This window comes from Maricaulis salignorans, assembly GCF_900103475.1.
GTDB lineage: Bacteria > Pseudomonadota > Alphaproteobacteria > Caulobacterales > Maricaulaceae > Maricaulis > Maricaulis salignorans.
This window is the reverse complement of sequence record NZ_FNHG01000020.1, coordinates 5,001-22,834: the sequence shown is the minus strand read 5'-3', so window position 1 is coordinate 22,834 and position 17,834 is coordinate 5,001. Positions and strand designations below refer to the sequence as shown.

Annotated in this window: 15 protein-coding genes, 1 tRNA gene and 2 rRNA genes (1 of these 18 only partly in view); 9 read left to right on the top strand and 9 right to left on the bottom strand. The window is 64.5% G+C overall.

Going from position 1 to position 17,834, the window contains the following annotated elements:
• Nucleotides 1-19 precede the first annotated feature (19 nt).
• From BLT42_RS13060 to BLT42_RS13050, 3 genes are all read right to left on the bottom strand, one after another.
• Nucleotides 20-2,383 carry a heavy metal translocating P-type ATPase gene (locus BLT42_RS13060; RefSeq protein ID WP_091771507.1) on the bottom strand — a complete coding sequence of 788 codons (2,364 nt, stop codon included), beginning with the start codon at nucleotides 2,381-2,383 and terminating at the stop codon, nucleotides 20-22.
• Between the two features lie 67 nt (nucleotides 2,384-2,450).
• Nucleotides 2,451-2,882, bottom strand: coding sequence for a Cu(I)-responsive transcriptional regulator (gene cueR, locus BLT42_RS13055; RefSeq protein WP_091771506.1), 432 nt, complete (start codon nucleotides 2,880-2,882; stop codon nucleotides 2,451-2,453).
• Nucleotides 2,883-2,985: 103 nt separating this feature from the next.
• The gene (locus BLT42_RS13050) at nucleotides 2,986-4,413 is read right to left on the bottom strand and encodes a M20/M25/M40 family metallo-hydrolase (protein ID WP_091771504.1); all 1,428 of its coding nucleotides are present in this window, start codon (nucleotides 4,411-4,413) and stop codon (nucleotides 2,986-2,988) included.
• A gap of 94 nt (nucleotides 4,414-4,507) precedes the next feature.
• Between BLT42_RS13050 and BLT42_RS13045 the strand changes: the two genes are divergently transcribed.
• Nucleotides 4,508-5,401 (top strand): pirin family protein, encoded by an 894-nt coding sequence (locus BLT42_RS13045; RefSeq protein WP_091771568.1) that lies wholly within the window; start codon nucleotides 4,508-4,510, stop codon nucleotides 5,399-5,401.
• On the opposite strand, the gene BLT42_RS13040 is transcribed toward BLT42_RS13045, so the two are convergent.
• Nucleotides 5,402-6,541 carry a DUF2891 domain-containing protein gene (locus tag BLT42_RS13040; protein WP_091771502.1) on the bottom strand — a complete coding sequence of 380 codons (1,140 nt, stop codon included), beginning with the start codon at nucleotides 6,539-6,541 and terminating at the stop codon, nucleotides 5,402-5,404. It lies immediately after the preceding gene.
• 231 nt (nucleotides 6,542-6,772) lie between these two features.
• On the opposite strand from BLT42_RS13040, the gene BLT42_RS13035 reads away from it, so the two are divergent.
• The 5 genes from BLT42_RS13035 to thrC all read left to right on the top strand — a co-directional run bounded on the left by BLT42_RS13035 (nucleotide 6,773) and on the right by thrC (nucleotide 12,886).
• Complete coding sequence (locus BLT42_RS13035; RefSeq protein WP_091771500.1) at nucleotides 6,773-8,398, top strand: phosphoenolpyruvate carboxykinase; 1,626 nt, start codon at nucleotides 6,773-6,775, stop codon at nucleotides 8,396-8,398.
• 227 nt (nucleotides 8,399-8,625) lie between these two features.
• Nucleotides 8,626-8,772: a hypothetical protein gene (locus tag BLT42_RS15270; protein ID WP_233342490.1), complete on the top strand. Its 147-nt coding sequence runs from the start codon at nucleotides 8,626-8,628 to the stop codon at nucleotides 8,770-8,772.
• Between the two features lie 93 nt (nucleotides 8,773-8,865).
• Nucleotides 8,866-10,653, top strand: coding sequence for a homoserine dehydrogenase (locus BLT42_RS13025; RefSeq protein WP_233342488.1), 1,788 nt, complete (start codon nucleotides 8,866-8,868; stop codon nucleotides 10,651-10,653).
• Nucleotides 10,650-11,594 (top strand): homoserine kinase, encoded by a 945-nt coding sequence (locus BLT42_RS13020; protein ID WP_091771494.1) that lies wholly within the window; start codon nucleotides 10,650-10,652, stop codon nucleotides 11,592-11,594. The genes BLT42_RS13025 and BLT42_RS13020 overlap by 4 nt, the downstream gene beginning before the upstream one ends.
• Nucleotides 11,591-12,886 (top strand): threonine synthase, encoded by a 1,296-nt coding sequence (gene thrC / locus BLT42_RS13015; protein ID WP_091771492.1) that lies wholly within the window; start codon nucleotides 11,591-11,593, stop codon nucleotides 12,884-12,886. Before BLT42_RS13020 ends, thrC begins: the two co-directional genes overlap by 4 nt.
• Nucleotides 12,887-12,982: 96 nt before the next feature.
• Here thrC and BLT42_RS13010 read toward each other — a convergent pair whose 3' ends face one another.
• On the bottom strand, nucleotides 12,983-13,486 hold the full coding sequence (locus tag BLT42_RS13010; RefSeq protein WP_091771490.1) for a hypothetical protein: 504 nt from the start codon (nucleotides 13,484-13,486) through the stop codon (nucleotides 12,983-12,985).
• Nucleotides 13,487-13,679: 193 nt separating this feature from the next.
• Between BLT42_RS13010 and BLT42_RS13005 the strand changes: the two genes are divergently transcribed.
• Nucleotides 13,680-14,156 carry a GNAT family N-acetyltransferase gene (locus tag BLT42_RS13005; protein WP_091771488.1) on the top strand — a complete coding sequence of 159 codons (477 nt, stop codon included), beginning with the start codon at nucleotides 13,680-13,682 and terminating at the stop codon, nucleotides 14,154-14,156.
• 40 nt (nucleotides 14,157-14,196) lie between these two features.
• On the opposite strand, the gene BLT42_RS13000 is transcribed toward BLT42_RS13005, so the two are convergent.
• Nucleotides 14,197-14,460 (bottom strand): DksA/TraR family C4-type zinc finger protein, encoded by a 264-nt coding sequence (locus BLT42_RS13000; protein WP_091771486.1) that lies wholly within the window; start codon nucleotides 14,458-14,460, stop codon nucleotides 14,197-14,199.
• A gap of 198 nt (nucleotides 14,461-14,658) precedes the next feature.
• Between BLT42_RS13000 and BLT42_RS12995 the strand changes: the two genes are divergently transcribed.
• The gene (locus BLT42_RS12995; protein WP_143024149.1) at nucleotides 14,659-15,375 is read left to right on the top strand and encodes a DUF6946 family protein; all 717 of its coding nucleotides are present in this window, start codon (nucleotides 14,659-14,661) and stop codon (nucleotides 15,373-15,375) included.
• Nucleotides 15,376-15,468: 93 nt separating this feature from the next.
• On the opposite strand, the gene BLT42_RS12990 is transcribed toward BLT42_RS12995, so the two are convergent.
• Nucleotides 15,469-15,545, bottom strand: a tRNA-Met gene (locus tag BLT42_RS12990).
• Nucleotides 15,546-15,664: 119 nt separating this feature from the next.
• Here BLT42_RS12990 and BLT42_RS12985 point away from each other — a divergent pair.
• Nucleotides 15,665-16,915, top strand: a complete 1,251-nt coding sequence (locus BLT42_RS12985) for a prolyl hydroxylase family protein (protein WP_176780361.1) — start codon at nucleotides 15,665-15,667, stop codon at nucleotides 16,913-16,915.
• Nucleotides 16,916-17,118: 203 nt separating this feature from the next.
• Here the strand turns inward: BLT42_RS12985 and rrf are convergent.
• Both rrf and BLT42_RS12975 read right to left on the bottom strand, forming a co-directional pair.
• Nucleotides 17,119-17,233 (bottom strand): 5S ribosomal RNA (rrf, locus tag BLT42_RS12980).
• 91 nt (nucleotides 17,234-17,324) lie between these two features.
• A 23S ribosomal RNA gene (locus BLT42_RS12975) occupies nucleotides 17,325-17,834 on the bottom strand; it runs 2,285 nt beyond the window's last position.

The window sequence follows — 17,834 nt, the reverse complement described above, 5'->3', positions numbered from 1 at the left end:
CGCCAATCGCAGGGCCCGATCAGAGTTTGACGCTGCGCAGACGCAACGCGTTGGAAATCACCGAAACCGATGAGAGGCTCATCGCTGCGGCGGCAAACATGGGCGAGATCAGCAGGCCGAACACCGGATAGAGAATACCCGCTGCGACCGGAACCCCGGCGGCATTATAGATCATCGCGAAAAACAGGTTCTGGCGGATATTACGCATCGTCGCCTTCGCCAGATGGCGGGCGCGCACAATGCCAGTCAGATCGCCCTTCACCAGGGTGATACCGGCGCTCTCGATCGCGACATCGGCGCCGGTGCCCATGGCGATACCGACATCGGCGCGGGCCAGCGCCGGAGCATCATTGACCCCGTCGCCCGCCATGGCGACGCGGTGGCCGGCGGCCTGGAGATCCTCGATCAGTTTCGCCTTGCCTGCCGGCATGACACCGGCGTGGAAATCTGTGATGCCGAGCTCGGCGGCGACGGCTTTCGCCGTCCGCTCATTATCGCCCGTCGCCATAATGACGTGGATGCCGGCAGCGGCGAGGTCCTTGAGCGCCGTTCGCGTTGTGTCCTTGATCGGATCAGCGACGGCCACGAAACCGGCGCAGGTCCCGTCGACCGCCAGGAACATCACCGTCTCACCCGCATCGCGTCGCGCATTGGCGGCGGCCATCAAGCCCGCCGGATCAGCCGCCATATCAGCCATCAGTGCGGCATTGCCGAGCGCCACCGACTGGCCATCGACACGCCCGGTGATGCCCTTGCCGGTGACGGACTGGAAGTCCTCGGCTGTCGGCAAGACAAGCCCCCTCGCCTTCGCCCCCTTCAGGATCGCCTCGGCAAGCGGGTGTTCCGAGCCCCGCTCCAGCGCTGCGGCCAGACCCAGCACTGTGTCGTCTGACTGGCCCGGCGCGCTCTCGACGCCGACCAGGCTGGGCTTGCCGAGGGTGAGTGTTCCGGTCTTGTCGACCAGCAGGATATCGACCTTTTCAAAGCGCTCGAGCGCCTCGGCGTCACGGATCAGCACGCCCGCCTGGGCACCGCGACCGGCCGCTGTCATGACCGACATTGGCGTGGCCAGCCCCAGCGCACAGGGACAGGCAATGATCAACACGGATACGGCGGCGATCAGGGCATGTGCCATGGCAGGCGGCGGCGCCCAGATCGACCAGCCGATGAAGGCGAGAATGGCGACACCGATCACGGCCGGGACGAACCATCCTGCAACCAGGTCGGCGAATTTCTGGATCGGGGCGCGGCTGCGCTGGGCCTTGGCGACCATGTCAACAATCTGGCTGAGCACGCTGTCAGCACCGACGCGGCGCGCCTCGACCACCAGCCCGCCGGAGCCATTGATGGTCGCTCCGGTGACACTGTCACCGGCCGTCTTTTCGACCGGCAGGGCTTCGCCCGTCAGCATGGATTCATCGACCGATGAATTGCCCGAGACAACCTGCCCGTCGACGGGGATTTTCTCGCCGGGACGGACCCGCAGATGATCGCCGGCCTTTACGCTCTCTAGCGCGACATCCGCGTCTGTGCCGTCTTCGCGGATGATGCGAGCCGTCTTCGGCGCCAGGTCCAGCAGGGCGCGGATCGCTGTGCCGGTGCGCTCACGGGCGCCCAGTTCGAGGATTTGTCCCAGCAGGACCAGGACGGTGATGACGGCTGCGGCTTCGAAATACACCGCAACATGACCGCCCGTATGGCGAAATTCCGCCGGAAAGATCGACGGGAAGAGCACGGCTGTCAGGCTGTAGAGATAGGCTGCGCTGACACCGAGCCCGATCAGGGTGAACATGTTGAGATGGCCGCTGCGCAGCGATTGCACAGCGCGTTGCAGGAAGGGCCAGCCGGCCCATATGACCACCGGCGTGGCGAGCGCGAGCTCAAGCCACAGGGCCCGGCCCTCGCCGACGAAATCGCGAATGAATCCAAGCCCGATCATCGGCCCCATCGCCAACAGGACCAGTGGCACAGTCAGCCAGCTGCTCCAGAAGAAACGGCGACGGAAATCAACCAGTTCGGGATTGGGACCGGCATCGCCGGCCGGCACGCCCATCGGTTCCAGTGCCATGCCGCAAATGGGACAGGTGCCCGGTCCGTCCTGGACGATTTCCGGGTCCATCGGACAGGTATATTGCGTGCCCGAGGGCGCCTGGGAGGCCGCCTGCCGGTGAGCGCCGCTGAGGACGTGTTCCGGGTCGGCGGCGAAACGCTCATGGCAGCGGGCCGAGCAGAAATGATAGGTCGCGCCGCCATGCTCGAACTGCGGTTTTCCGGCGGCAGTATCCACGCTCATGCCGCAGACCGGATCGATCGCGACCGCTTCGCCGCTGTGGTGCGATCCACCGCAACAGGCGGACGTTTTTCCCTGGTGACCGGTCGTCATGACCCATACCTTTCCGACGTGATGGCATGGGTTTAATCCTTCCAGTTACTGGAAGGTCAAGCAAAACCTAGTCCGCCGGCAAGGCCTTGCCCGATGCGGCATAATTGCCTGGCGCAAGCCCTGACAACTCATCCATGATCGGGCAATCGGGCCGGTCATTTCCCTGACAGGCGGAGGCCAGATTCTGGAGTGTGGCGCGCATCGCTTTCAGCTCGGAAATCTTGTCGCCGATCTGGCGAATATGTTGCTGCGCCAAGGCTTTGACCTCGCTGCTGGAGCGTGAGGCGTCGCTGTCCAGCGACAGCAAATGGCGGCAATCCTCGATCGAAAAACCCAGCGCCCGGGCGCGGGCGAGGAAGCCGAGCTTGTGCAGATCGGCATCGCGATAATCGCGATAGCCATTCCCGGCCCGCAGCGGTGATAGCAGGCCGATACTCTCATAATAACGGATGGTTTTGGCCGGCAGACCCGTGCGTGCGGCGGCATGCTTGATATTCACCGGTTAATCCCCTGCAGGCTGTCTGCAAACTGGCCGGCAGGCTTCCGCTAACTTGCCGGAAGCCTGCCATTCATTCAGTGCCCGTCCGAAAACGCGGCGCGACCTACTCCTCGGCCGCAGCCTCTTCGGCCGGCGTGCGGAATTCGACATCCATATTGGCGGCCAGATAGACCAGCGCGGCATAGGCGGCGACATTCTGGGCCAGCGCCTCCGGATCGATCTTGTCGAGCGTATCGTCCGGCGTGTGGTGCAGGTCGAAATAATCCATTCCGTCCTGGTTCAGCCGGACCGTCGGCACACCGGCCATGGCGAGCGGGATGATGTCGGGCCCGCCACCGGGGACATTGCTGCCGCCGCGCAGAATGCCGAGCGGCGCGATGATCTGGCCGACCGCGTCAATCGCCGGATTGGCGGCGGCATCGACATTGGAGACCAGTTGCCAGATGCGCCCGGCACCGAAATCGGACTCGGTCGCCAGCACGTGATTGCCCACTTCCTCGGCATGTTGCTGGGCATAGGCGCGCGCGCCGAGCAGACCAACTTCCTCGGCGCCGAACATGACGACGCGAATGGTGCGGCGTGGACGTTCGGGCAGACGGGCGATCAGCTCTGCGGCGGCAACGGTGATGGCAATGCCGGCACCGTCATCGATCGCGCCTGTACCCAGATCCCAGCTGTCGAGATGGCCGCCGATCAGCACGATTTCGTCAGGCAATTCGCTGCCGACAATATCCAGCACGACATTGCCGCTGGTCACATCACCATGCCAGCCGGCGGTGGCGCGGATCTGCATCGCCAAAGGCGCACCGGTATGGTGCAGGCGGCGCAAATGATCGGCGTCCGGATTGGAGATGGCGATGACGGGGATATTCGCCCACTCACCATCCATCGAGGAGATCATGCCGGTATGGGGATTGCGGTGGAAATCGGATCCGACCGAGCGCACGACGATGGCGTCGGCACCGGCCCGTTCGGCATGCTGCCAGCCAATGCGGCGGCGATTGTTCGCAGGGCCATAGCCGGCACCGGTCTGGGTCGCGACCATGGCATCGCCGTCAACGAAGACGATCTTGCCCTCGAGCGATCCGTCGGCGACGGCGGTGAGCGCATTGATATCGCGGAAATACACGACATCACTCTCGACCGGGCCGGAGCGCGGCGAGGCGCCGGAACCGCCAAGCGCGGAACCGTGCAGGGCCTGGGTATAGGGCGAGGTGATCGAAATCTCGAGTTCGCCGCGATCCCAGAAGGGCATGGTGAAAGGTTCGATCGTCACGCGGTCAAAGCTGAGCGATTGCCCCAGCGCTTCGCCCCAGGCGCGGGCGCGGACTTCCGCTTCACTGCCGGGCATGCGCGGGCCGACTTCGGTTGTCAGCGATTCGACGATGGACCAGGCGAGATCACTCTCGAGCGCCTCGGCGACCAGGGCCTCGGCGGTCGCGGCCTGCGCCGGATCGAGTTCGAAACTGTCCTGGGCAAAGGCATGGCCCGCCAGGATCAGGGCTGCGGCAGTTGCGATAATTGATTTCATGAAGACCTCCCCACACATTGATGCATGCACTATGGATATTGAAGCGCGCGGCGCAAGCGCCAGCCATCAGTCCAGCCAGGCGGGAGCCATCACAATGTCGACAGTTATCGATCGGAAAATAGAGGGGCGCACCCGCGACCTGGGCGGATTTGAAGTTCGCCGCGTCCTGCCGGCACCGCGCCAGCGCATGGTCGGCCCCTTCATTTTCTTCGACCAGATGGGACCGGCGGTCTTCGAGCCCGGCACCGGAATCGATGTCCGCGCCCACCCCCATATCGGGCTGGCAACCGTGACCTACCTGTTCGACGGCGCCCTGCGCCACCAGGACAGTCTGGGGATTGATGCCGTCATCCGTCCCGGCGATGTCAACTGGATGACGGCCGGCCGGGGCGTCGTTCATTCCGAACGCACACCGCCGCCGGAACGTGCCAATGGCCACCGCATTCACGGCATCCAGACCTGGGTCGCCCTGCCCGCCGGCCAGGAAGATGTCGCGCCGGCCTTTCACCACCATCCGGCGGCCAGCCTGCCGGAATTCTATCGCGGCTGCGCCCGCTTCCGGCTGATTCTCGGCACCGCCTGGGGCCAGGAGGCACCGGCTGATGTCTTCTCGCCGATCTTCTACCTGCACGGACGCCTGCCCGCCGGCACCGATGTCAAACTCGATATCGAACATGAGGAGCGCGCCATCTATCTGGTCAGCGGCCAGGCCGCCCTCGATGACGAAGCCCTGCAACCGGGCGAAATGGCCGTGCTCACGCCGGGCAGTGCGCCGCAATTGACCGCCGATGCGGACAGTATCGTGATGCTGTGCGGCGGCGCACCGCTCGGCAAGCGCGAGATTTTCTGGAATTTCGTCGCCAGCGATGCCGCCTTGCTGACCGACGCCAGGCGCGACTGGGTCGAGGCGGCCGCGGCCGGCTTCCCGGCGGAGGGGCGTTTCACCCTGCCCGCCGGAGAAACCGAACATATTCCCCTGCCGGAGTGATTACTCGGGCAGCGCGTCTTCAGGCAAGGCGCGCCAGGCCGGGGCGTCGACCCCGCGCCGGGTCACCAGATAGGTGGCGAAACTGGCCAGCCAGTGACCGCCCGCATAATCCTCGCCATTGACCGAGCGTGTCCCGACCTCTTCATGCGCCGCCGCAGCGGCGAGCAGGGATTCGCGGCGTGTATCTCCGGCCGGCAGGGCCTCGGCAATACCCTCCAGCGCCCAGGCCCGTGAGAGATTGACGCCATCAAGATGCACCAGCTTGCCATCACTGGCATCGAGCACGATTCCCGATGCGAGCCAGTCGGCCGATCCGTCGCGCGGGATATCCGGCAGAAAGGCGTCGAGCCAGGTCACATAATCCGCCGCCGGCATGACACGCCGCATGAGATCGGCTTCCATCAGGCAGGGCGAGAGGAAATCCTCCCCGGACGGCTCATAGCCGATCGGGCAATTGCGGTCTTCGGCATGAAATTCCATCGCCTTGGCGATGATCAGGCCTTCCAGATCCACATCCCCGGCCTCGCGCGCCCAGTCGAGCCCCAGGCCCAGCGCAAAGGCAGACTGGTTATGGGTGCCGATCCGGATTGGATAGGCGAGATTGGGCAGCCAGCTCCTGTACCGGTCTGACACGATCTGTTCGAGCGGCGCAATCGCCGCGCCCCAGCGCCGGGCGCGCGGATCGTCCCATTCACGCAATTCAGCGCCCAGCTGCAGCAGCCAGGCCAGACCATAGGGCCGTTCAAAGGCGGCGCGGCCCTCGGCCTCGAAATAGGCGACCTCACCGGCAATATTTTCAGGCGTCAGATTGCTGTCCAGCGCTGCGGTGGCGGCCTCGCTCATGGCGCCCTCCGGCATGGTGCGCAACAGGCGAACCAGCAGCCAATGGCCATGCACAGACGAATGCCAGTCGAAACAGCCATAAAAGGCCGGATGCAGCTCGTGCGGCGCTTGCGCGTCGGCATCCGAAGCCAGCACATGGCTGATCTTGTTAGGGTATTCCCGCTGAACACAATCGAGTGCCATGGTCATGAAACGCGCTTCAAGCTCAGGCATAGTTTGCCTGTCCTCAGCCTGCGCGGAAGCAGCGCTGGCGAGGATGGCAGACACTGCACAGGAGATTATTGATTTCGATAGCATGGCGATTTCCGGTTTCGTTTTCGATTTCTTGCGTGCCTTTTGGGCTTTTCTGGATCAAGCTGATCTGGTACCGCGACATTTCATGACGGTTCGCCGGAACTGGCAAGACACTTGCGTTCTCCGGAGAAATGAGCGCGTCGCGCCGGACAAGTGGGGAAACCCCGCGGCGTGCTGCAGGCAATGACGGTTACCTCTCCGACAGATGAGGGGGCCACAGGGGATTAAGAGATCATGTCGACATCCGAACGTCACGATGGCGGCCTCGCGGCCATGGGTATCCAGGCCGGGACCGTCCATCTCAACTGGAATGAGGCCCGGCTCTACGAAGCCGCCGTGCAGGGCAAGGAAGCCGAAGTCGCCGAGGGCGGTGCCCTGGTCGTCAAGACCGGCATCCATACCGGCCGCTCTGCCAAGGACAAGTTCACCGTTCGCGATACCGATACCGAAGACCAGGTCTGGTGGGACAATAACGCCGCCATCGACCCCGCCCATTTCGACACGCTGTGGCAGGATTTCCGCAGCCATATGGCCGGCAAGGACTTGTATGTGCAGCAGTTGTTTGGCGGCGCCGACAAGGATCATCGCCTGTCCGTGCGCGTCATCAATGACCTGGCCTGGCACTCGCTCTTCATCCGCCATTTGCTGCGCCTGCCGACCGAAGACGAATACCGGGATTTCCAGGCCGAATTCACCATTATCAACCTGCCCGATTTCAAGGCCGATCCAGCGCGTCATGGCTGCCGGTCGGAAACCGTGATCGGTGTCGACTTCACCCGCAAACTGGTTCTGATCGGCGGCACATCCTATGCCGGTGAAACCAAGAAATCCGTCTTCACCATCCTCAATTATCTCCTGCCAGCCAAGGGCGTGATGCCGATGCATTGCTCGGTCAATGTCGGCAAGGATGACGACGCCGCGATCTTTTTCGGTCTCTCCGGCACCGGCAAGACGACCCTGTCGGCCGATGCCAGCCGCACCCTTGTCGGCGATGACGAGCATGGCTGGTCGCCCAATGGCTTGTTCAATTTCGAAGGCGGTTGCTACGCCAAGATGATCAAGCTCTCGGCCGAGGCCGAGCCGGAGATCCATGCCACCACCAAGATGTGGGGCACCGTGCTTGAAAACGTCGTGATGGACCCGGTCACCCGCGTACTCGACCTCGACGACGCCTCACTGGCCGAGAACAGCCGCGGCGCCTATCCGCTCAGCGCCATCCACAATGCCAGCGAATCCGGCACTTGTGGCCATCCGAAGAACCTGGTCATGCTGACCTGCGACGCCTTCGGCATCATGCCACCGATTGCCCGCCTCACCCCGGCCCAGGCCATGTATCACTTCCTGTCGGGCTATACGGCCAAGGTCGCCGGCACCGAGAAGGGCGTCACCGAGCCAAGCGCCACCTTCTCCGCCTGTTTCGGCGCGCCTTTCATGCCGCGTCATCCGGCTGAATATGGTGCCCTGCTGCGTGAACTGATCGCGACGCACAATGTCGATTGCTGGCTGGTCAATACCGGCTGGACCGGCGGCGCCTATGGCACCGGCAAGCGCATGCCGATCAAGGCCACGCGCGGCCTGCTGAATGCCGCCCTCGACGGCTCGCTGAAAACCGCCGCCTTCCGCGAGGACCCGAATTTCGGCTTCATGGTTCCGATTGCCGTCGATGGTGTCGATTCTTCAGTCCTCGACCCGCGCTCGACCTGGCATGACCAGGCGGCCTATGACGCCCAGGCAAGCAAGCTGGTCGGCATGTTCATCGAGAATTTCAAAACCTTTGAGAACCATGTCGCCCCCTATGTCCGCGCGGCCGCTCCAAGACTGGAAAATGCCGGCAAGACACTGGAAACAGCCGCCGAATAAGCATCGGCATGGCCACGCATGATCAAGCCCCGGCCCAATCCGGCCGGGGCTTTTTACTGTCTGAAATCCGGGTGATCGGGAAACGCGACCCGTGACATTTTGGCTCGCTTGATGCGTCAAATGCAGTTTTGCGACAAAAAATGTTTGACCTGCGGCATGGGCTGGGCCTTTCTTGCAAAAGAATTTCGCTGCGCCCGCTTTTGGGCACGGCCTTGCCTGACCGGATAATGATGCCCTTTTCTGCCGTAACCCGCTCTGACATCCTGCGCCGCACCGCCTGCGGCGACGGCGTCCTTGCGACGTCCGGCTCGACCATGTCCATGACCATTACCATGACCACCTCGGGTATGAGGGGGCAGGTTGGCGTGGACTAGCGATTTTTCAAATCCGTCCGATACCCGACCCGCTCCCACCCGGAAGCGGGTTTTTTCATGCCTGAAATCCAGATCACCCAAAGGACCCGTTCAGTGACCTCTCCAGCCAGCCCAGCCCCCGCCCCCAAGCTCAGCATCCTCAAATTCGGCAGTTCAGTCCTGCTCTCGCCGGATGACTATGCCCGCGCCGCGCATGAAATCTATCGCCATACGCGGGCTGGCGAAAAAGTCGTCGCCGTTGTCTCGGCGCTTGATGGCGAGACCGACGCCCTGTTCGAGGTCGGTGCCGCGGTCGGGCAAAGCGCCCATGATGCGATGCTGGCGCGCCTGGTGCGCTGCGGCGAGCTCAAATCAGCCGCCCTGATGGGGCTGGCCCTGCAGCGCTCGGGCGTCAGCGCGGTGGTCCTCGATCCACATGAAATGTGTCTCAAGGCCGAAGGTTCGTCGCTGGATGCGAACCTGACCGGTCTCGACGCGGCGCGCGTTCTGGCGCATTTCGAACAGGCCGATGTCATTGTGGCCCCGGGCTTCTTCGGCGAAGGTCCGGACGGGCCGGTAACACTGGGCCGCGGCGGTACAGATCTGACGGCCGTGATGTTTGCCCACTGGCTCGGCGCCAGCCGGGCGCGCCTGATCAAGGATGTCGACGGGGTCTATACCGATGATCCGGCGCGGGTGCCCGACGCCCATCGTTTCGACCAGCTCGATTATGCCGAGGCTGCACGGGTCAGCCGCGGCCTGGTGCAGGACAAGGCCATCCAGGCCGCCCAGGCGCTCGGTGTCGTGATCGAGGTCGCCGCCCTGGGCAAGGCCTTCGCAACGCGGATCGGACCGGTGGCGCCGAAGATCGGCGCCCGTCACCGCGTCCGTCCCCTGCGCGTCGCCCTGCTCGGCCATGGCTCGGTCGGCGCCGGTGTCTGCCGGCATCTGCTCGCCCATCCCGGCCGTTTCAGGCTCAACCCCGTCCTGGTCCGTGACGCCGCGCAACATGCGGCCACCGGCGCACCGGGTGTCCGCTTCACCGAAGATCTGGCCGAAGCGCTGGAAGACCAGCCCGATCTGGTGGTCGAGACGATGGGCGGCACCGGCGTGGCGCGCGCTCTCAGTCAGTCCGTCCTGCGTGATGGCCTGCATCTGGTGACCGCCAACAAGGCCGTCATCGCACTCGATTTCGACCGCCTGCACGAGCTGGCCGCGGATTCCGGCCGGCATTTGCGCTATTCCGCCGCTGTCGGTGGCGGCGCGCCCATCCTGGAAACCCTCGACCGGGTCAGCCAGAGCGGCGCTGTGCTCTCGGTCGAGGGGGTGATGAACGGGACCTGTAATTTCATCCTCGGCCGGCTGGACGACGGTGCCCTGCTCGCCGACGCGATCGCCGAGGCCCAGGCGCTCGGCTTTGCCGAGGCCGATCCGCGCGGCGATATTGATGGCGATGATGCCGCCGACAAACTCTCCATCATCATCCGCCACGCCTTCGGCATCCGCCTCGACCCGGCCGATATCGCCAAGGAGAGCCTGTCCGGGCTGACGCCGGAGCGCCTGCAGGCCGCGGCGGACCAGAACCAGGTGATCAAACAGGTCGGACATTGCAGCGCCGGCGGTGATGGCCGCCTGGTGGCCCGCATCGAACTGCGTGCCCTGGAGCGCGACAATCCGCTGGCAAAACTGCGCAATGAGGAAAATGGCTTCCTCGTTCAGCTGCCACACCAATCCCTTTATGTGCAGGGCAAGGGCGCGGGCCGCTGGCCGACCGCCGAAGCGGTGTTTGCCGATATTGTCGACATTCAGCGCCTGCTCGATAACACTCTGGCCGTACCGGCTACGTCCAAGCCGGAGCGCTCCGCGCAAGCGGCACGAATGCCGGGGGAAGACAGCGCATGACATCTCCAGCCCGTTCCGCCCGCGCCTCGGCGCCGGCCAGTATCGGTAATGTCGGCGTCGGCTTTGACGTGCTCGGCCTCGCCTTCGATGCCGTGCGCGACAGCGTCACCGCGCACCGCGAGCGCGAGCCCGGCGTGCGCCTCGGCACGGTCTGCGGCCTGGTCGACAGCCTGCCCGCCGAAGTCGGGCGCAATTGCGCCCTCGCTGCGGCCAGCGCCGTGCTCGACGCCGCCGGCGCCTCATTCGGGGTTCGCATCGATATCGACAAGGGCGTGCCGCTGAGTGCCGGCATGGGCGGGTCTGCGGCCTCGGCCGTGGCGGCGGCCGGGGCCGTCAATGCCCTGCTGGACACGCCCTTTCAGACGCTCGATCTCCTGCTGCCGGCCATGCAGGGCGAGCGCGTTTCGGCGGATCCACCGCCCTGGGACAATGTCATGGCATCCCTGCTCGGCGGTCTGGTGATCGCCGCCCGGCTCGACCCGCCACTGATCCGCCGCCTGCCCCTGCCGGACGGGATTGCCTGCATCCTGTTTCACCCCGATCGCAAGATCGAGACCCGCCGCGCCCGCGACCTTCTCGCGGATCATATCGCCAAGGACATCGCCGTCGAGCATGCCCGCAATATCGCCAGCTTCGTCGCCGGTTGTGCCGGCAATGATCTGGAACTGATCGCCAGTGGCCTGCGCGATGTCTTCATCGAGCCACAGCGCCTTCCGCTTCTGCCCGAGCTCGCCCCGGTCCAGGCCGCCGCCCTCGAGGCCGGCGCGCTGGGCTGTTCCTTCTCCGGCTCCGGCCCGTCCGTCTTCGCCTGGGTGCCCGAAGCGCAGGCCGATGCCTGCCGCGCGGCCATGGCCGCAGCCTTCGCCGCGGCTGATTGCGGCGCGACGCCTTATCATGCGGCCCTGATCTCGGATGGCTTGCGGCTGGAGGCGGTGAGATGAGATATCGCAGCACACGCGGCCATGCCCCGCTCGTCAGCGCCGACCAGGCCTTGCGCGCCGGTGTCGCGCCTGATGGCGGTCTCTACCTGCCGCAGACCCTGCCGCAATTCGAGCCCAACGCTTTTGCCGAGGACCAGGATCTCGGCGCCCTCGCCGGCCGTCTGCTGCGCCCCTTCTTCGCCGACTCTGCCCTGGCCGACAGCCTGCCCGGGATTTGCGCCTCGGCCTTCGACTTTCCATTGCCGCTGGTCACCCCTGACCCCGCCGAGCCGGGCTTGCAGGTCCTCGAGCTGTTTCATGGCCCGACCGGAGCCTTCAAGGATTTCGGTGCGCGCTTCCTGTTTCGTGCCTTCGACGCCATCGCCAATCCCGACAACCCGATCACCGTGCTCGCCGCCACATCGGGTGATACCGGCGGTGCGGTCGGCTGTGCTGCCGAGGGGGCGCGTCATGCCCGCGCCGTGATCCTGTTTCCCAAGGGCCGGATCTCGGCCTTCCAGGAACGCCAATTATGCTGCTGGCGCGATCCGGTGACAGCCTTGCGGGTGAACGATGATTTCGATGCCTGCCAGCGCCTCGTCAAAACCGCCTTCGCCGACAAAGCGCTCAGCGCCCGGCATGGTCTGAGCTCGGCCAATTCCATCAGTATCGGTCGGTTATTGCCGCAAATGGCCTATTGGGCCCAGGCCAGTCTTGAAATTTTCGCCCGCACCGGCACCCGGCCCGGCCTGGTCGTGCCAACCGGCAATCTGGGCAATGGCTTTGCCGCCCTGCTGGCGCGCGCCTGCGGCCTGCCGATCGGCCCGGTCGTGCTGGCGACGAATGCCAATGCAACGCTGAGCGACTGGCATGCGAGCGGCCAGTACACGGCGCGCCAGTCGATCGCGACCCTGGCCAATGCCATGGATGTCGGCGCGCCGAGCAATTTCGAACGCCTGTCGGGGTTTGGAGCGGATCTGGTTGAGGATGTCGTGCGCGTCGATGATGCGGCGATCCGCCAGCGCATCGTGTCGACGCATGCGGCGAGTGGCTATATCGCCTGTCCGCACACCGCCACGGCGCTGGAGGCCTATGCCCGCATGGCGCCGGCCCGGCGCGCCGAGCGGGTCTGGATCGCCGCCGCTACGGCGCATCCCTGCAAGTTTGCTGATGCGGTGGAGCCCCTGATCGGCCAGAGACTGACACCGCCGCCAAGCCTGGCCGAGGTGTTGCAGCGCCCGGTCCGGCTCACCGATATCGCGGCCCGTCTGGACGAATTGGCGGCACAGCTGGAACCCGGCAGGGCGGGCTGATCAAGGCCGAACCGGACACGACACAACAGGACAGGACGGGACAGGACAGGACAGGCCGCTGCACCGCACGGGATGCGGGCAGCGGCGCCTCATGGCCTACCAGCCGAAGCTGATGATGATATCGGCATTGCCATTTCCGACTTGCGTATAGGTCTGGTTCTGGCCATTGCCGACCTGGATCACGCCGAGAACATTGTTATTGCCCTCCTGCACCGTATTGACGGTACTGCCTTCACCGACCTGGGCGACGGCGACGATATTGCCATTGCCGTTCTGGTAGAGACTGGCGGAGAGATCATTGCCGTATTGCTGCAGCGACATCGTGCCATTGCGGCCGTTCTGATACAGCGAGGCGCCGTTATTGCGGCCATGCTGGTCGACCGAAACACCCTGCTGCAGCCCGCGCCGCATATCCTGATAGATATTCAGCACCGGCGAAGAGCCGCGCGAATTGGTTTCCATGGTCGCAGAGCGATGATTGCGCATCGCCTCGCGCGCTTCGGCGCTATTGCGGAATCGCGACTGGGCATCGGCGGTACCGCTGACGGCGGCGAGGGAAGCCAGCGCCAGACCGGCCATAAAGAAGCGACGAAGTGACATGGGTCTTCCTCCTGTTTGCCGCCGGGCGGAATGTCCGGGGCCGTTGTTGCAGGGAGATTGACCCAACGCCCCTGAGCGAAGCCTGAGTGGGGTGTTCATCCTGGCGACAGGCGCAGCCCGGCCGGGCTGCCGCGCAAATTGACGCCCCCGGCCAAGCCTGTAGCATCGCAGCTCACGCTGGAGACGTCGCCCCTTGGCCCCGACCGCCATCCATCTTCGCAAACACATTGACCCGGCTGAACACTATGAGCCGTGCTGGCCGCAGGGCGTCCGGCCCACCAGGTTTGACCCGCACCACCATGCCCGCGCCGCGCGTGCCTTGCTCAATATCGCCTACACGCCGGGCGGCGGCGATGTCATCGCCTTCCAGGACTGGTGGCCGGCACTGACAGCCGATCCGGAATACCGTCCCGATCTCTGCTTCATCGCGCTGGATGCCGCCACCGGCGAGCCGGCCGGCTTTGCCCAGTGCTGGAGCCTGGGCTTCGTCAAGGATATTGCGGTTACGGCCCGCTGGCGCGGCCGCGGCCTGGGACGCGCCCTCATGCTGCAGGTCTTCGCCACGTTCCAGGCACGCGGAATTTATGAGATCGACCTGAAAGTCGCCGCCGACAACCCGTCCGGCGCGGCGCGATTCTATGCGGGACTGGGGATGGTGGAGCCGGGGTGATCGCGCCGTCGGGACCGGTCCCGCGCCCCCCCTTCCCCGCCTATTTGAGCTGACTGTCCTTGCTGCCGCGGCGATTGAAACCGGCAGCGGCGCGCTGACCATCGCGTTCTGACTGGCAGAGAATACAGGTCTGGACACCCTGCACGGCCAGCCGGCGGGGCTCGGGGATATCATCGCCGCACTCGACACAGAATTCCGCACTCGCCCCCGTCGGCAGAGCGCTGCGCGCATGCGTCACCGCATCGAGGATGGTGTCATCAATCTGATCCTGTATCGCCCCGTCCCGGGTCCAGCCGCCGGCCATGATTCGTCCTCAACGTGATGATCCGCAAGTCCATCAAGTGGCGTCCTGCCCGGAAAAATCAAGGGCGCGCACGCGCCGGGGCATGGCAGGCGGCAAGGGGCGACGGGCGGGCGAGTGGTGAGGTTAATGGAGGATTGGGTGCCTTTCGCAGCTTGTTCCGATAGATTACCGGGCCCGCGACCTCTCAGAAATTGTGAGATGGCGGCCGGGCAATCTCTCCGCACTCGAGGATACCAATTCATGCCGCCGATTTACAGACGATCCTCGGGTCCGGAAGACTGGAAGCAATTTCTCGCCGCGCCGGACCGGCATTGGAAGACCGGGCATTCTGCTAAATCAATGGCCTATTCCTGGGAAGAGGCAGATGGCCTTCCCCTGGAAGTTTCCGCCACGATCACCGACGCGATTGGCGACATACCCGAACCGCTCATCATTATCCCCGAATACAAGGTCGCATTGCCCGGCGGGATTACCGACAGCCAGAATGATGCCTTCCTGCTCTGCCGAATTGGGTCGCAAACCGCGGTTGTGATGATCGAAGGCAAGGTGGATGAACCATTCGGGCCGAGTGTCGGGGAATGGTTCCGGAATGCGAGTCCCGGCAAGGTGCAGCGATTGCAGCATCTGTGTGCAATCCTTGGTCTCAGCTACCCGCCCTCGCCGCAGCTGCGCTATCAACTCTTCCACCGGTGTGCGTCTGCGATCATTGAAGCGGAGCGTTTCAAGACCGACCTGGCGCTGATGATCGTTCACTCCTTTTCGCAAGAACGGGTCTGGCACGATGACTTCTCGGAATTCGCCACCGAAATCGGTGCGAGGTCCACACCAGGCGAGTTGTCGCGGTCGAACACGGTGCCCGGACGGCCGTTCTACCTGGGCTGGGTAACCGGAGAGGCTCAATACCTCACCCGCTAGCCCAAAGCGTCCCGCCCCCACCACGCACACCGAAACCCCCTCTCGTCCAGATACAAAAAACCCGCCAACTCATTGAGTTGACGGGTCTTTCTTTGGGTGCGGGGATAGGATTTGAACCTATGACCTTCAGGTTATGAGCCTGACGAGCTACCGGACTGCTCCACCCCGCATCAGGATGGCTTCCGCGGCGCGCCGGGGAAGGAGCGCGTATGTAGGCTGGCTGCGCGGGTGCGTCAAGGCGATAGCTGCGCTTTACCTCGGGGCCGGAAAATGGCCTAAACTGGTGGGCATGACTGATAACCGGCAAACCCCATCCGATCCCTTCGACCGCGCCCTGGCCGACTGGCATGGCGGCCGTTTCGAGGCGGCCCTGTCCGGCTTGCGCGCGGCGACGAGGAGCGGCGATGCGGGCTGTGCGAGCCTTCTCCTGCAAATGAGCGCTGACCCGTCGGCCCCGGGCGGCGCCCGCGCCGCCGCAGCGGAGGCCCTGCTGAGCGCGCCCGATCAGCCCCTGATGCGCCGCCATGCCGGTTTCATCCGCGCCAGCGGATATGGCATGACGGCCGATCCCGCCGCGGCCCTGTCGCAACGGATTGACGAGGCGCGCGGCGGCGATACGCAGGCGATGGCCGAGATTGGCCTTCTGTCCTGCCTGTCTGGTGCGAATGATCGGGCCCTGCCTGTGCTGGAAGCCGCAGCGGCCGCCGGCAGCGCGGCAGCCGTTGCGGCGCTTCTGCGGCTGGCGATCGAGGCCGGGCAATCAAGCCCCGACATCCGCCGCCATGCCGCCGCACTGGCCCGTTCCGGTCATCCACTGGCCGCATCACTGGTGCCGGCCGCGAACGCCCTGCCCGATCGGCCAGTGCCAGCGAGCCGGGACGATGCCGACCTTGCCTGGCCCGACGCCAAGGCCTTGCTGGCCACGATCGAGGCCCTGCCCGCACAGCCCAGCGACACCCTGAATGAACAGCCGCTCGTCGCGCGCCGGGCGGGCTTCATGCCCTCCGTGCTGTGCGATTATCTTGCGGCCCAGGCCGCGCCGCTGCTGCGGCCGGCGCAGATCTTTGATGGCGCCACGGGACAGACACGCCCCGATCCCCACCGCCAGTCGATGACCGCCGCCCTGCCAGACGGGGCGATGGACCTTGTCCTGTGGGCGGTCAAACGGCGCATGGCTGGCCTGGCCGGCGGCGATTTCGAGCAGGGCGAGCCCCTGGCGGTTCTGCTTTACCGGCCCGGTGAACAATACCGGCCGCATGTCGATTTTCTCAGCGAGGATGGCCATGCCGCCTCGGCCGACCTGGCCCGGCGCGGCCAGCGGGTCGCGACCTCTCTGGTGCGGCTCAACCAGGAATTTACCGGCGGGGATACGGTGTTTCCGCGCCTCGACATCCGCTGGACCGGCCAGCGCGGCGATGCCTTGAGCTTTGCCAATATCAATCCGGCCGGCCGGGGCGACCCGATGACGCTGCATGCGGGCGAACCGGTCCAGACGGGCCTGAAAATCCTCGCCAGCCTGTGGCTGCGCGAACGCGTCTGACCGCGCCAGGGCCAAAGCACGCGACGTGCAGGCGCCTGGGTCGGCCACAGAGCCGCCCGGCGAGGGCTGATGCGCCGCTCCGTGCAGGCGATATCGGCGAAATTCAGGGTAAATGTCCGGAATCCAGACACAAAAAAACCGCGCCGAAGCGCGGTTGATTTGATTGAAATTGCTTGTGGAGGATCATGAAATCTAACGTGCAGACCGGGCGGCGTCCTACTCTCCCACACCTTGAGATGCAGTACCATCGGCGCTAGGGGTCTTAACGGTCGTGTTCGGGATGGGAACGGGTGCGATCCCCCCGCAATAACCACCCGGTCAGCGCGTTAGATTTCATGTTTGAAGAGACAATCCTGTTTATGAGGTGCTTGATGCACAGGCGAAGCAATCGCCGTGCATGAACATCGTTGAGATCAAGCCAATCGAGTTATTAGTACCAGTCAGCTTCATGCGTCACCGCACTTCCACATCTGGCCTATCAACGAGGTGGTCTTCCTCGACTCTCAAGGGAAAACTAGTTTTGAGGGAGGCTTCCCGCTTAGATGCATTCAGCGGTTATCCCGTCCGTATATAGCTACCCTGCTATGCTGCTGGCGCAACAACAGGTCCACCAGAGATACGTCCACCCCGGTCCTCTCGTACTAGGGGCAGCTCCTCTCAATTTTCCGACACCCACGGCAGATAGGGACCGAACTGTCTCACGACGTTCTAAACCCAGCTCACGTACCGCTTTAATTGGCGAACAGCCAAACCCTTGGGACCTGCTCCAGCCCCAGGATGCGATGAGCCGACATCGAGGTGCCAAACAATGCCGTCGATATGGACTCTTGGGCATCATCAGCCTGTTATCCCCGGCGTACCTTTTATCCGTTGAGCGATGGCCCTTCCACTCGGGACCACCGGATCACTATGGCCGTCT